Annotated in this window: 11 protein-coding genes; 2 read left to right on the top strand and 9 right to left on the bottom strand. The window is 39.6% G+C overall.

Annotated elements, in window-relative coordinates; genetic code table 11:
• Positions 1-77: 77 nt before the first annotated feature.
• Both DESACI_RS10815 and DESACI_RS10810 read right to left on the bottom strand, forming a co-directional pair.
• Entirely contained in the window at positions 78-941 is an 864-nt protein-coding gene (locus tag DESACI_RS10815) for a response regulator (RefSeq protein WP_014827232.1), read from the bottom strand.
• Positions 942-1199: 258 nt separating this feature from the next.
• Positions 1200-2894: a sigma 54-interacting transcriptional regulator gene (locus tag DESACI_RS10810; protein WP_014827231.1), complete on the bottom strand. Its 1695-nt coding sequence runs from the start codon at positions 2892-2894 to the stop codon at positions 1200-1202.
• Positions 2895-3230: 336 nt separating this feature from the next.
• Here DESACI_RS10810 and DESACI_RS10805 point away from each other — a divergent pair, with 336 nt between their 5' ends.
• Positions 3231-5324, top strand: a complete 2094-nt coding sequence (locus tag DESACI_RS10805) for a glutamine synthetase III family protein (RefSeq protein WP_014827230.1) — start codon at positions 3231-3233, stop codon at positions 5322-5324.
• Positions 5325-5592: 268 nt separating this feature from the next.
• Here the strand turns inward: DESACI_RS10805 and DESACI_RS10800 are convergent, their stop codons facing one another.
• The 6 genes from DESACI_RS10800 to buk form a co-directional block, all read right to left on the bottom strand.
• On the bottom strand, positions 5593-5910 hold the full coding sequence (locus DESACI_RS10800) for a DUF6951 family protein (RefSeq protein WP_014827229.1): 318 nt from the start codon (positions 5908-5910) through the stop codon (positions 5593-5595).
• Positions 5911-5938: 28 nt separating this feature from the next.
• Positions 5939-7513, bottom strand: coding sequence for a methylenetetrahydrofolate reductase C-terminal domain-containing protein (locus tag DESACI_RS10795; protein ID WP_014827228.1), 1575 nt, complete (start codon positions 7511-7513; stop codon positions 5939-5941).
• A 368-nt stretch (positions 7514-7881) separates the two neighbouring features.
• A complete protein-coding gene (locus tag DESACI_RS10790; RefSeq protein ID WP_014827227.1) occupies positions 7882-8865 on the bottom strand; it encodes a 4Fe-4S binding protein in 984 nt (327 codons plus the stop codon).
• A 440-nt stretch (positions 8866-9305) separates the two neighbouring features.
• Positions 9306-10175, bottom strand: coding sequence for an SDR family oxidoreductase (locus DESACI_RS10785; protein WP_014827226.1), 870 nt, complete (start codon positions 10173-10175; stop codon positions 9306-9308).
• A gap of 316 nt (positions 10176-10491) precedes the next feature.
• Positions 10492-11406, bottom strand: coding sequence for a bifunctional enoyl-CoA hydratase/phosphate acetyltransferase (locus DESACI_RS10780; protein ID WP_041276053.1), 915 nt, complete (start codon positions 11404-11406; stop codon positions 10492-10494).
• A 30-nt stretch (positions 11407-11436) separates the two neighbouring features.
• Positions 11437-12501 carry a butyrate kinase gene (gene buk, locus DESACI_RS10775; protein ID WP_014827224.1) on the bottom strand — a complete coding sequence of 355 codons (1065 nt, stop codon included), beginning with the start codon at positions 12499-12501 and terminating at the stop codon, positions 11437-11439.
• Between the two features lie 389 nt (positions 12502-12890).
• On the opposite strand from buk, the gene DESACI_RS10770 reads away from it, so the two are divergent.
• Positions 12891-13451 (top strand): flavin reductase family protein, encoded by a 561-nt coding sequence (locus tag DESACI_RS10770; protein WP_014827223.1) that lies wholly within the window; start codon positions 12891-12893, stop codon positions 13449-13451.
• A gap of 135 nt (positions 13452-13586) precedes the next feature.
• On the opposite strand, the gene DESACI_RS10765 is transcribed toward DESACI_RS10770, so the two are convergent.
• A complete protein-coding gene (locus tag DESACI_RS10765) occupies positions 13587-14342 on the bottom strand; it encodes a class I SAM-dependent methyltransferase (protein ID WP_014827222.1) in 756 nt (251 codons plus the stop codon).
• Positions 14343-14449: the final 107 nt, after the last annotated feature.

Genomic DNA, 14449 nt, shown 5'->3' with positions numbered 1-14449 from the left:
TTCTGATAACAATATACAATAAGGACTACAGAATCCTACAGAAACTGACAAAACAACTTCTAGAGAAAGCAAAGAACTTAGATATCATGAAGCACATCCATATATAAAGCTATAATAAATTTACGAATATTTATTCTTGCCGAGCTTGTTCGCTTTTGTCGTAATTCCAAGACACGATCCCGAACTTCGGCATAATCAAAGTATTTTGAGGCGTATCGTTCAAAACACTCGTCATAAAAATCTTCTGAGCCACGCAAGGCAATATTACCCAGAGCTTGTTTTATGACCCGTCGAATCCTTTGTTCGATACTTTGTATTTCTTCTTCGCTGCCGGCAATAGCTTGATAGACGGATCGCAAAGGCAAATTAAGCAACTCCTCTTCACTATCCCTAAAGCGCAGGACAATCGCTTGTAACTCCCGACTGCCGGTTTCACCGAGAATCCCTAAATCGGCAAATACAAGTTGGAACCTCTTTTTAATCATTGCCTCATCAGTCTTCTTAACCTTTAAAGGTTTGGGATTATGAATTTCTGCTAAAGATTTTTCAATTAAATTAAGCGCAGATTTTAAGCGCTGCTTTTCTAATACTCGATCCGCAATGGCTAATATTTCTTTACGATTGATCGGCTTATGAATAAAAAATTCGACGCCCACCGTATAGGCTTTTGCCAATAATGTCTTAGCCTCGACTTGGGATATCATGACAAACAATGTCCCAGGGTACAAAGATAGGACGTTTTCGACAACTTCAATCCCCGAGATATCAGGCATCAGCAGATCAATAAAACACACATCGACTCGATGACCACTCTCAAAATATTTCAAGGCCTCTTGCCCCGACGAGAATTCAGCGATCACATCCCCTCTTGTGTTTAAAATATCCGCCAGCATACGTTGAGATGCCAGATCATCATCTACCACAGCAAAGGTTGCAGCCATTCACCCAGCCCCTCTCGCAAAGTCAGAAGTATTAACGCGCAAAATAACACCGTACCTCACCTATTATAACTAACAGTGAAGTACGGTGTAAAGAAAACTTGACTGGCGCTGAGCCTTTGGCGAATGTGGTATCTTCCCGCCATCTCGATAAAAAACTTCTCCTTTTGTAATGAGTGTAATTAAACTTTCTATAATTTACAAATAATGTTTCTAGTTATTAGAGCTGTATTACAGTATCAAGATTACACGCATAACAATCTATGACATTACTTTAAGTTTATTATAGAGCGTTGCTAAGGATATTCTCAGCGCGTTTGCTGCTTCCTTTTTCCCCTCAACAGTATTCCCATATCGTTTTAATGCTTTCGAAATCATTTGTTTTTCCAGTTCTTCGATCGGAATAATGTCTTCATCTCTTGTTTCTTTTTCCAAAATACTTTGAGGATTAATGAGATTAAGGATATGTTTATGAGTGATAATTTCATCTTCTACTGAGACCATCGCCCGTTCGAGAACATTTTGGATTTCTCTGATATTACCCGGCCAATGATAGTTCATGAGCATTTCTTCCGCTTGGGAAGTTAATCCCGTCACATGTTTTCCAAACTTCCGGTTAAATTTAACGATGAGAGATTGCACATAAGCCGGAATATCCTCTTTATGTTTTCGCAGGGGGGGAAGACGCAGTTCTAAAACATTAAGCCTATAATACAAATCTTCGCGAAACTCTCCGTACTTAACCATTTCCAACAAGTTTCGATTCGTAGCAGCAATCACTCGAACATCAACTTTAATGGTTTGAGTTCCCCCAACTCGTTCAAACTCCATTTCCTGCAAAACACGCAAAAGTTTCGCCTGCAGGTATGGGTTCATATCACCGATTTCATCTAAAAAAATAGTTCCGCCATTGGCAAGCTCCATCTTTCCCAGTTTTGTTTTCAATGCCCCGGTGAAAGCTCCCTTTTCATGTCCGAAAAATTCACTTTCCAAAAGCGTTTCCGGTATAGCAGCACAATTTACCTTTATAAATGGTTTATCCCAGCGTAAACTAGCACCATGAATAGCATGAGCAAATAACTCTTTCCCAGTTCCGGATTCACCGGTGATTAAAATTGTTGAGTTGCTTTTAGCTGCTTGGCGCGCAAAATTCAAGGCATTTTCAAATTCCGGATGGCTGCCGATCAAGTCATCGAAGGTATAAGAACTCGTAGAAATCTGGTTAATTCGCGTTTGTAAATCATTAATTACTTGATTTGAAGTTCTCACTTGTTCCATTAATTTGTAGATATCTGTCAGTGGCTGGAAGACGACAACTGCACCTTCCATTTTCCCATCAACCACGATGGGTGCTGAGTTAGATATCACCTCGACGTCCGTACCCCCAACTAAGGCGCGATGAGCAAACACAGGTTCATGGGTTCGTAACGAACGGGCTAATGCTCCATTAGGCGACTCTTCAAATATATTCTTTCCTATTCTTTGACCTGCAGGTATTGAAGTAACGCGACTGAATGAAGGATTCACATATTTAATCCTGCCGTCAATGCTTGCCACTTCTATGGCTTCCTGGACAGAATTTAAGATTGCGTCCAGTTCTCCCCTATAACGGCGGATATCCGCTAATTTCTCTTTATCCTCAATAATTAGCATCATAAGGTTAGCTGCTTGAGAATCGATGATTGTTGCTGCGGTTTTAGGAACGAGTTGTAACTGCGCTTGGACATTAGGTACCCCGGTTGTTTCAATGATAACATCCAAAGCCTCAATAGTTAACACCTCATCCAAGGTAAGACAGGTCAGGATACCATCACTTTTCGCCATTTCCATTCCTGGCGTGTTTCGCAAATCACATACGGTTATAATTTCAATTTGTTCAATACCACGCAGAGTTTTGTAAATGGTAGTTCCTCCCTGCCCCATACCAACAATACCCACTCTAACCTTATGCCCCATGATTTCACCATCCTGAAAGAATATAAAGTATTTTTTAATTATTAGGAATATTCTATGTCAGAATCCAAATTCCTACTTAAAATAGTAACTTTTAGAAATTTCCTTTCTTTAAATTTAAATAGTCATTTTTGGGTTGTGAATATTTTTGGACGGTTTTGCGAATACTGTATTATTTCTATTTCTCTCTTGTCAGATGCTTAGTAACGTGATAAATTAAGTATATATTGGATGGAGCAATGACGCTCTTCTTAAAGATTCGAAAAATAATCTTTAGGGGGGAGTCTTTTTGTTTATCTGAGGAAATTTTGATAGTTTAGGAAGGGGAAAGAGACAACTATGGATATTTTTGGGGAAAACGTTTTTAATGATGCGGTTATGAAAGCACGTTTACCGAAGCCCGTTTATAAATCCTTGCGCAAAACCATTCAAGAAGGACTTCCTCTGGATCCTGGTATCGCTGATGTTGTTGCTAATGCAATGAAAGATTGGGCCATTGAGAAAGGCGCTACCCATTTTACCCATTGGTTTCAGCCTTTGACCGGCATTACTGCTGAAAAGCATGATTCGTTCATTTCTCCAACGAATGACGGACGTGTCGTTATGGAGTTTTCCGGAAAAGAACTTATACAGGGCGAACCTGACGCTTCCTCCTTTCCGAGCGGCGGAATTCGGGCAACCTTTGAGGCCAGAGGATATACAGCTTGGGATTGCACCTCACCGGCCTTTCTTAAAGAAGACGGCGGAGCACCTACTCTATGCATTCCTACTGCCTTTTGCTCTTATACCGGTGAAGCTCTTGACAAAAAAACACCTCTGTTGCGCTCCATGCAAGCACTTTCTAAACAAGCGGTACGTATGTTAAAACTTTTCGGCAATACCTCTTCTACCTCAGTCACCAGTACGGTTGGTGCGGAGCAGGAGTATTTCCTTGTGGATAAAAAGTTTTTTGATAAACGACTTGATCTCCTCTTAACCGGTCGTACTTTATTCGGAGCCATGCCTCCAAAAGGACAAGAGCTTGAAGATCATTACTTTGGAAGTCTCAAAACACGAGTCGCCGCCTTCATGCGTGAAGTCAATGTGGAACTTTGGAAATTGGGTGTTCTTGCTAAAACCCAACATAACGAAGTTGCCCCCGGACAATTTGAAATTGCCCCGCTTTTCACCACCACGAACATTGCCACCGACCATAATCAACTCATTATGGATACTATGAAAAAAATTGCTCTTAAACAAGACTTAGTCTGCTTACTTCATGAGAAACCCTTTGCCGGAGTGAATGGTTCAGGAAAACATAACAACTGGTCTATGTCTACCAATGAAGGACTCAATCTACTGGATCCTGGCACAAATCCTCATGAAAATTACCAGTTTCTTACCTTCGTTTCAGCAGTCATTAAAGCCGTTGATGATTATGCCGAACTTCTGAGATTGTCTGCAGCGACTCCAGGCAATGACCATCGTTTGGGCGCCAACGAAGCTCCCCCTGCTATTATTTCAATCTTCTTAGGGGATCAACTCACCGATATCTTTACTCAACTTCAAAATGGCGGTCTCAAACGTTCTCTTCAAGGAGATAAATTGTTAAGCGGTGTCGAGACACTTCCTTCTTTCCGTAAAGATTCAACCGATCGCAATCGGACTTCACCTTTCGCCTTTACCGGAAACAAATTTGAGTTCCGTATGGTGGCCTCTTCACAATCAGTATCCGGTCCAAATGTTGTTCTTAATTTGATCGTGGCTGAAGTTCTCTCTCAATTTGCTGATCGTCTTGAAAAAGCTGCTGACTTTAATGACGAACTCAATAAAATTCTCCGCGAGACAGCTACTAACCATAAGCGAATTCTATTTGACGGCAACGGTTATTCCGACGAGTGGGTTGAAGAAGCAACGCGCCGTGGATTGCCCAACATTACTTCCACCGTTGATGCCTCACTCGTCCTCAAGCGTCAAGAGACGATTGACTTGTATGAAAAACACAAAGTCCTCAATAAAACCGAAATCGAATCGCGCTTCGAAATTAATATGGAACAATATATCAAACAGATCAATATCGAAGCACTCACCATGATTGACATGGCTAAGCATCAGATTATGCCTGCCGGAATCAAGTACACCACACAATTGGCAAACTCTATCAATGCCATTAAATCAGCTTCCGCAGCTGCCAATGTTTCGGTTCAGGAATCTCTGCTTAATAATATTTCCTCAACACTGGCATCCTTCCAGGCAAAATTGAGTGAACTTGAGAAATTCACTCAAGAAGCCGCAGACAAGACTGAAGACGCTTATGAACAAGCTTCTTTCTACCGCGACGTTGTTTTCAAAGCTATGAATGCATTGCGTCAAGACGGAGATCTTCTTGAAACAATGATTGATGCTGAAGTCTGGCCGATGCCGACCTATTCTCAAATGTTATTCATGCTCTAAACTAACTGAGATCTGTTTTTAGACTTATCCATGAATTAACTAACCAGTTTATAAGCAAGAAGTAAGGATTATACGCTTCATCTGCGGTATAATCCTTACTTCTTATTTTTGGGTAAATACTTAAGCGATTAATTTCAGTAAAAATCCTCTGATCTCATCAGCGGCTTCAGGGACACTCCCAATTGATACTGTAGGCGTTTTATGCGCAATGAATTGTAGAGTGGTAAAAATACCCCGTGCATAATAAACAACACGGGGTACTTAGTTCTTATTCTTTAGTGATACTGATACTGGCATTTTGCTCCAGGGCCAAACCAGCGGCTACCTCTATCGTTTTAAGTATCCCTGATAACCCTGGACAACTGGGATGAGGGCTATATTTGGCAAACACTTCATAGACTCTCCCAGTGTGAAGCTTATTAAACATTTCTTTAAATGCATCAACTTCAGTCAGTTCTTGAGCAATTTTTTGATAGTTAGGGCAATCACTGGATATCTCTAACATTACATTTTGACGATCCTCGCTCAGCGCTTTAACTGTTATGGTAAATCCACAAATACCACTTTTTATGATTCCTGTTGCCATAAAATGTCCTCCCTAAGCAGTGCTATTCCTATTTCTTCGTCTGAGGAACCTTGCTTTCCGGGCGCTTTATACCTAAAATAGGAGCCGAGTGATCTTTACCCAGATAGAAATTCGACCAAGATGATGTCTGATATAGATCCCAGTTTGCGGGCGGAACTGGGGGAACATCAATATTAGCTTCTTCTCCATACTTCTTAAGTCGGGCATAAGCTCTTACCCAAATGCATTTTTTCTCATTAGGATAGACTTCACACCAGCCGTTGAAACTTCCTCCGCAGGCGCCATTGCGCTGATTTTTGGGACACTGGGACATAGGACATAAATAGGCTATATCCAACATGGCGCAGTCCCCGCAGTCTTTGCAGTCCAACATGACAACTTTGGCAATATGCTCCAGAGCATGTAAACGTTTCTCTCTCTTCTTCTTGCCCTCGGCAGCATGATAAAAACTTCGCATTACAGGGAACAATTTCTTATTCGGCGTAAACATCAGCGCATGCATATTGCGCATCATGGAATACCCCAAATTAACGGGTGCATCCAGAGGCAAGTTAGCACGATTTGCTGGACGATCAGTATTTAAACCCGTTTTTTCATCTTTTTCGAAGTAATAGAAACCATTTGGCTGCGGGTAATCAAATTCGCGAATATAATCCTGCCAATTTTTACTGAGGTCCTCCCCTTGATCAATGATATATTCAACTTGTTCGTATTTAATATTATGGCCGCCGATATGCACTCCCGCAAAGCCCATACCTTTCATAATGGCATACATTTTAGCGGCTCTCAGCATACGTGCTCCAACACCTTTATCTGGGGCACCTTTCTCTGCATCCAGTTCCGCCAATAATTTATCGGTAACTACACATCCCGGCAATTGGTTTTGATTCATAATTCGAGCCGCACCAAAAGGTAATATATAAATATTACCCACAACAGGAATATCATAATTATTTACTTTCAAGAATTGTAATACTTCGTGGAACTTGCGAGCATCATAACCAAGCTGGCAAACTAAGAACTGGGCTCCTCCGGCAATTTTCTTTTTCATTTTATAATATTGCACCATTTGTTCAGCTTCTGCAGCTTTAAAGGGAGAAACCGCCGCGCCCGCAAAAAAATCACTCGGCTTTTGAAAAATTGGACCTTTCATACCTTGAATTTCTAAACCCTTATTCATTTCCGAAATTAATTGTAGTGTATTTATCGGATCAAGATCAAAAACAGGCTTGGGTCGTCCTTGAAAGCCAGAAACCGGATAGTCGCCCGTCATCACCAGAAGATTACGGACGTTGGCTCTGTCTAAAGCATATAGTTGACTTTCCATTTGGTTGCGATTCTTGTCCTTACAGGTAAAGTGTACAAGAGGTTCTATACCTAGATTTAAGATCTCCATTCCTAAATTATCGGCAAGGATAGCTGGATTGCCCCCCGGATTATCCGTAATAGTCAGAGCATGTACTCTCCCCCCTTTTGCGGCTTGTTCCGCGGAGGTAATGGCCACTTCCTGAGCTTTTTCATTTGCGCCTCTACCTGGGACTAACTCCCATGTTACCGATAATGTATTTTTGTCGAGAAGCGATTCTTTGAACTTGTTTTCCATCTCCTAGTTCCTCTCCCTTTCCTCGATATTTCTGTCATTTGTTGCTGTATAGTTTATTATACCTCTTCTTGGACAAGAAATTAAGCTTAATTTTCAGTCTAGAGATAACATTCAATCAATTCTGTTGTTCTTTTTTTTGCTGAGCTTAATTATATAAAGATTATATTCAGGAATTTATTAGAAAATTAATTCCTTCTGTTAAATTATATAGAGATTACCCTAAAAGATCCATCCTTAAATCTCTTCCAAATGGTTTTTTAAAGAGAAATAAATTAAAAATAATGCTCATCAGCCACTGACATGACTGTGAGCATACCTTCCCCATTTCCCACTACATCTATATACTCCTGATTTATATTATAGAACGTCTAAATCATTAATAACAATTGTTTATAGGTTTCTAGAGTCATGTTTGATCCCCAATGGCCTGTGGCTTTGGCAAAGACAATTACTAAAAACCAAAGACTAAGAATAACTAAGGTAAGATAAGGGAGTGAGAGTATTTTCTTACCTCTCGCAACCTTAAATCTTAGTGTATTTTGAACCGGACACTGCTGAACACAATTTAAGCAGCCTGTACATTCGGGTGAAAAAACACGAGTCTGCAGGTCTACTGTAATTCGATTCGGACAACTTTTAGTACATTTTCCGCATTGGATACAGGTTTCTTGATTACGTGTAATTTTGAAAGGACTTAAAAAACTGAACAACCCTAACAGAGCTCCGTAAGGACAAAGATATCGGCACCAAAAGTTCTCGAATACAATTGTCAGTAAAGCCAATATTCCAATGACTGATATGCCAGTGACTGATAAGTGTTCCATAAATTCCAGCATCATTACATCAGACATTCTATTATAAGGCGACTGCACGAAGGAAACGGCATCGGTTCCACTCATTCCCCAAAAAATCGCAACCAAAAATAAGAGCAAAAGCAGATATTTCAAAGACCTTAAAATATAATCCAACCAACCAGGTAGTTGGAAATTGCGTCCGAATATCGTTCTCCCGATCTTACCAAGACCCTCTGAAAGAGTTCCTATTGGGCAGATCCAAGAACAAAAGGTTCTTTTAAACAAGAGAGATGTCAACACTATGAGCAGAAAAATTACTAAACCAGCAGGATGAACTGAGTCAAATATTCCTGTTGCCAACCATGCCCTTAGCCCAACGAGAGCACTCAATGGCAAAAAAGCTTCGACTCCGGGCGGGCGGCTTATAAATGTTGTTGACTGATTTGTGAGCTGATTAATAAACAGTAAAAAGTCAATTCCAATATAACCCACCATAATTGCAAATAACAATTGAACACCATGTCTCCAGGAAATTGCCGCTTTTAGTTTTGAAAACATGGGACCCCTCATTTCTTTGATAGTATTAAAATATCCTTACCTAGTATTATCTTAGCAGATAAGTTGTCTTTCGTTATGTGATACTAATCACAACAATAAAGATAAGACCCCTTCAGAAAAAGAATCCGTAAATGAGAATTCTCCAGTTCTAATAACTATAAGATAATCTCATTTCGGATTTAAGTTATCTACAATTTGTATAGAAATTAAGCAATAATTTCTATATAAATATTTCTCTTATCTATTTTATTTTTTATTTTTTATATCCTATTGGAATCTTAGAAGTTAATAACCGATTTAAGGACTTTGGACTTTGGACTTTGAACTTTAGAGATACAGTGATACAGTGATTTTAAGATCGAAGGTCTGTATTTTACGATCCGGGGATTTAACTTAAAAATTTACGTATTTTGATATTTTGAAATTACGTGTTTAGTGTTTTATGAGTTAATTATTGTCCCACCATTGATATGCAAAATCTGTCCGGAAATATAAGAAGAATCCTCAGATGCTAAAAAAACATAAGCCGGAGCTAATTCTTTCGGTTGACCTGCTCGCTGCATCGGGGCCGTACTACCAAAGGTCGAAACTTGATCCGCTTGAAATGTCGATGGGATTAAGGGAGTCCAGATCGGACCCGGAGCAATGCCATTAACTCGAATTCCCAATTTACACAGTGACTCCGAAAGTGAACGTGTAAAAGAAACGACGGCACCTTTACTGGCAGAATAATCAATAAGCTGATCGTGTCCCTCATAAGCCGTTATTGAAGCCGTATTGATAATAGTACTTCCAGGCTTAAGATGAGGCAACGCTGCCTTGCTTAAAAAAAAGCATCCAAATATATTCGTGCGAAATGTACGCTCCAACTGACTGCTTGTAATGTCAAGCAAACTGTTTCGAGGATGTTGTTCCCCGGCATTATTAACCAAAATATCTATTTTGCCAAATGTCTGAAGTGTAGAATTTATAACCCCTTGACAGAAAGATTCAACTCCAACGTCACCGGCGAGCAACAAGCAGCGTTTTCCTAATTCTTCAACTCGGATTTTAGTTGTATTCGCATCTTCATGTTCATTGAAATAAACAACAACAATATCGGCTCCTTCCTTAGCATAAGCAATAGAGACGGCACGTCCGATACCGCTGTCTCCACCTGTAATAATAGCTATTTTTCCGTTTAATTTATTACTTCCTTTATATGCCGGATCTTCAGCCAGAGGTAATGGATTCATTAACGTTTCAAGACCGGGTTGCTGTTCTTGATGTTGGGGAGGAAAAGCTGGTTTTGGTAATTTAGCCTCGGTCATTTTCAACGACTCCTTTCTCATTAACCCACGTATAAACAATAATAAAATGACCATTTTAGGCTATTTATACTCCCTCCAGCAGATGAGTTTAGCTATCCTGATTTTTCCATTCATATTCAAGCCTATTATTAACCAAATTTACCTTTTTAGGTCGTTCTTTTACATAAAAAGAAAGCATCCTAATTTCTTCTAAAATTTGTATTAGGAAGGCTTTCTTTTTAAAAACTTTTTATCCAAGGATCAAAGCCATGATCTTATGATTAAGCTGCTAAGCAGCTTAAATCCATCACAGTTTTTTCCCTTTCGCAAGGTGTGATTATGATAGTTCCCCTCTTCGACTTAAAGCAGCCATAGTCAGGGCCATTAATTTACTTCTTGGTGTATCATTTCGCGATGTCAAGACAATAGGTACTTGGGCACCGAGAATAATACCAGCCATGGTTGCACCACCAAAATAGACTAAAGACTTTCCCAGTACATTACCAACCTCAATGGAAGGAACCAGGAATAGGTCAACATTTCCATTAATCTGACTGGAAATTCCCTTATGCTTTAAGGCAACAGCGCTAACTGCTCCATCCAGGGCTAGAGGCCCCTCTACGACAGCATTCGTAAATTCTCCTTTTCGATTCATATCTTCTAAAGCTTTAGCATCTATAGTTGCGGGCATCTTAGAGTTTACCATTTCATTGGCGGCCAAAACAATGACATTCACTAAATCCATGCCGATACCCTTTAGATATAATAAACTGTTCTCTAAAATCTCTTTCTTTTGTCCCAAATCCGGAGCAATATTCATTCCTCCATCCGTAACAAAAAGAAGTCGGGTATAACCAGGTACTTGAAAAGCTGCCAAATGACTTAGCAAGCGACCGGTTCTCAATCCTCGTTCCGACCGTAAAACAGCACGCAGAAAATCGGAACTATTAATGAGTCCTTTCATTAGGAAATCTGCTTGTCCGTCAACCACCGCATCCACTGCCTTATGGGCTGCTTGAATAGGATCTGGTTCATGGATCAAGTTGGTTTTTTCTAAATTTAATTCTATTTTTGATGCCAATTGCTTAATTACATCCTCATCTCCGATGAGAACTGGCGTAATAAGCCCCTCACTTTCGGCAAGTTTAATTGCTTCTAAAACTTCTAAATCTGCAGCAGCAGCAACTGCAACTTTCGCCCGCCCCATGCTCTTAGCCTTCTCCAGCAGGGACTCAAACCCAGAATACCGCATTTTGTATCACCCCATCTTCAGTCCAAAGGTTTATCCCTGATAAACCAGCGCCTGCTCTTCACCTTGTAAAACTCTAAGTGCTCCCAAAGCCAAAGCTTCCATTTCCTCTTCCCCCGGAACCACCTCAACAGAAGCAATAAAAGATACCCGGCGAGTAATTTCCTGAGTAATGAAATTAGAATAAGCTAATCCGCCGGTTAAAACGATTCGATCCACGTTACCTGACAATACTGTTGCCATGGCTCCGATCTCCTTAGCAACTTGATAACAAAGTGCTTCCAAAACTAACTTAGCCTGGGAATCACCTTCGTTTATCCTTTTTTCAACTAAGCGAGCATCTTTGGTGTTAAGATAGGCAAACATGCCGCCTTCTTTGAGAATTTTAGTCAGAATTTCACCCTCCCTATATTTGCCGGAAAAACAAAGCTTTACAAGCTGATAGGCAGGTAATGTACCACACCTTTCCACTGAAAAAGGTCCCTCATTATTGCCGTTGTTAACATCAATCATTCGGCCTTTGTAATGAGGGGCTACTGAAATTCCTCCACCTAAATGAGCCACAATCAAATTGACATCCTGATAATTTTTGCCCATTTTATGCGCGACCTTACGAGCCACGGCCTTCATATTCAAGGCATGAGATTGACTTAAGCGCGGCAATTCCGGCAAACCTGAAAGACGCGCAAGCGGCTCCATCTCATCTACAGCAACAGGATCGACGATAAAAGCAGGAACTTTTACCCTCTGACCAAGATGGTAAGCAATGATCCCTCCCAGATTCGAAGCATGTTCTCCTCCTGGAGCATTCTGCAAAATATGAACAAGATTGTCATCTACAAGATAAGTACCACCGATCAAAGGATTCAGTAAACCGCCGCGTCCGGCTATAGCGTTAAATGTATCAAGGGAATCATCTTTTAAAGCGAGTGTTTCTAAGACTGCGGCAATCCGATATTCATATTGATCTCCAACCCGGGCAAAGCGTTTTATTTCCTGAGACGAATGATCAATTCCCGTTTTCCAAAGACATCGTTCGTTTTCATAGGCCGCAACTTTTGTTGAGGTCGACCCCGGATTTATGACGAGTATTCTCAAGCCCATCCTCCTTAAATGTTATAATTTTTTCTCCATTAAACATATCTGTTAATTAACAGATTGTGAGCATGAATTTACAACAAAAAATTAATTCGCTCAACAAATTTCATTTAACTTACCAAATCTAACCAATACTGAGTCAATTATTTACTATTAACCTAAAACATACGTTTAATTATAACATATAATATATTAAAATTAATCCTTTCCAGAAGGTCAAAAGATTTTAATGACTTTAGCTGTAGGGAACAGCTTTTAAAGATCCCGTTATAAAGCGCAGATTATTACACCTAGAGATGTCTTTTTGAAGATTTATATAAATATTATATAATTAGGATGAATATCCAAAAAACCTTAATGTTCAAAATAGGTGTAAAAGGAGTACTAACATGAGCAAGATAATGAAAAATCCTTCAACCTCTCTTTTTCCTATTCCTACAATTCTTGTATCCTCTCAATTAGAAGGATATAGCCCAAATATTATTACCATTGCCTGGACCGGTGTACTCAACTCAGTACCCCCCATAGTCTACATAAGTGTCAATCCGCAAAGACACTCCCACAAAATGATTAAAGAATCCGGTGAATATGTTATCAATATTCCTTCAGTCTCACAAGTTAAAATTGTAGATTATTGTGGGATCGTTTCCGGGCGAACTACTGATAAATTCCGGGAAACAAAATTAACTCCAATTCCTGCTAGCTTTGTAAAGGCACCCATGATTTCCGAGTGCCCAGTTAATATCGAATGTAAAGTGAAAGATACCATTTTCCTGGGAAGCCATGATGTCTTTATCTCCGAAGTTTTAGCAGTTCATTTTAATGAAGAAGTTTTAGACTCAAACCAACGACCAGATCTTAATAAGATCAATCCCTATGCCTACGGTCTTAGTGAATACCGCGAAATAGGACAAAAACTCGGCTCTTACGGTTATTCACGCAAAGAGTAATAACAATCTTAAAATGGTTACTTTTCTTAAACCTTATTGCATAGGAACTATATCATCCTTTTATTGGTCTTTAACTCTATTTATAATTAATGTGTAATTGTGCTGATATAGATTCTAGATCAACTTAGATAATAATCAGAATTTAGTCGCTAAAATTTCATATCGATAGGTTGTAATATAATCAGGTCCAAAGGGATACTTAATTTTGCAATGTCCTGATAGATTGCTGAGCACACGAAAAATTTCTTGCCTATTTTCCTGACAGGTATCCATTCTGTCAAACCATTTTGGTAATTGATATTGTTCTTGCAGCAAAGACGTATGACCACACTTTAACGGAAGTTCTTTTAATAATTCCTGCCACTGACGTGGCGAATAGGAACAATGATGTGAACTGTCTCTTAAGAGTTCAATCCGATTAATTTCTCTTTCCGATTCTTCTCCGTCAAACACTGAACAATCAAGAATATATAGCTTACCAGAAGGTTTTAAGACTCTACACATTTCACTTAAAGCTTTTTTCACGTCCAAAAAGTGATGAACAGCAAATCTTGAAGCAACAATATCAAATTGTTCGTCAGGAAAATTAAGTTTATGAACGTCTTCCAGCAGAAAAACAATATTTTTGATTTGAGATGAAACGGCCGCTGCTTTCGCTTCAGCTAACATTTCGGAAGTAATGTCGATTGCGATAACATCTTTCACATAGTTTGCTAAGGCAATAGCTGTATGTCCTCCTCCAGTTGCCACATCCAATGCTTTTGCCTCCGAAGTCGGGTTAACAAGCTTGATCATTCTCTCCAAATCTTCAGGATTTCCATGTGTTGAGCTTAATCTGTATTCCTTGGCTCTCTGTCCGAAATTTTGCTGTATCTTTTGTTGATGATCCACGACGATTCCCCCTTACCTAGTCCACCTTGTTATTAATCTTTTGTCTTACTTAGATTATTTACATATGCTTTCGATATGACAGATGTCCCGTTTAGCGTTTTTTAACC

It is taken from the genome of Desulfosporosinus acidiphilus SJ4, assembly GCF_000255115.2.
In the GTDB taxonomy this organism is placed as follows: domain Bacteria; phylum Bacillota; class Desulfitobacteriia; order Desulfitobacteriales; family Desulfitobacteriaceae; genus Desulfosporosinus; species Desulfosporosinus acidiphilus.
This window is presented reverse-complemented; position numbering and strand designations above follow the sequence as displayed.

What these genes read in the sequence shown, in the direction of transcription:
- DESACI_RS10815 (WP_014827232.1), bottom strand. Translation starts at nt 941, where the DNA reads ATGGCTGCAACCTTTGCTGTGGTAGATGATGATCTGGCATCTCAACGT.
- DESACI_RS10810 (WP_014827231.1), bottom strand. Translation starts at nt 2,894, where the DNA reads ATGGGGCATAAGGTTAGAGTGGGTATTGTTGGTATGGGGCAGGGAGGA.
- DESACI_RS10805 (WP_014827230.1), top strand. Translation starts at nt 3,231, where the DNA reads ATGGATATTTTTGGGGAAAACGTTTTTAATGATGCGGTTATGAAAGCA.
- DESACI_RS10800 (WP_014827229.1), bottom strand. Translation starts at nt 5,910, where the DNA reads ATGGCAACAGGAATCATAAAAAGTGGTATTTGTGGATTTACCATAACA.
- DESACI_RS10795 (WP_014827228.1), bottom strand. Translation starts at nt 7,513, where the DNA reads ATGGAAAACAAGTTCAAAGAATCGCTTCTCGACAAAAATACATTATCG.
- DESACI_RS10790 (WP_014827227.1), bottom strand. Translation starts at nt 8,865, where the DNA reads ATGTTTTCAAAACTAAAAGCGGCAATTTCCTGGAGACATGGTGTTCAA.
- DESACI_RS10785 (WP_014827226.1), bottom strand. Translation starts at nt 10,175, where the DNA reads ATGACCGAGGCTAAATTACCAAAACCAGCTTTTCCTCCCCAACATCAA.
- DESACI_RS10780 (WP_041276053.1), bottom strand. Translation starts at nt 11,406, where the DNA reads ATGCGGTATTCTGGGTTTGAGTCCCTGCTGGAGAAGGCTAAGAGCATG.
- DESACI_RS10770 (WP_014827223.1), top strand. Translation starts at nt 12,891, where the DNA reads ATGAGCAAGATAATGAAAAATCCTTCAACCTCTCTTTTTCCTATTCCT.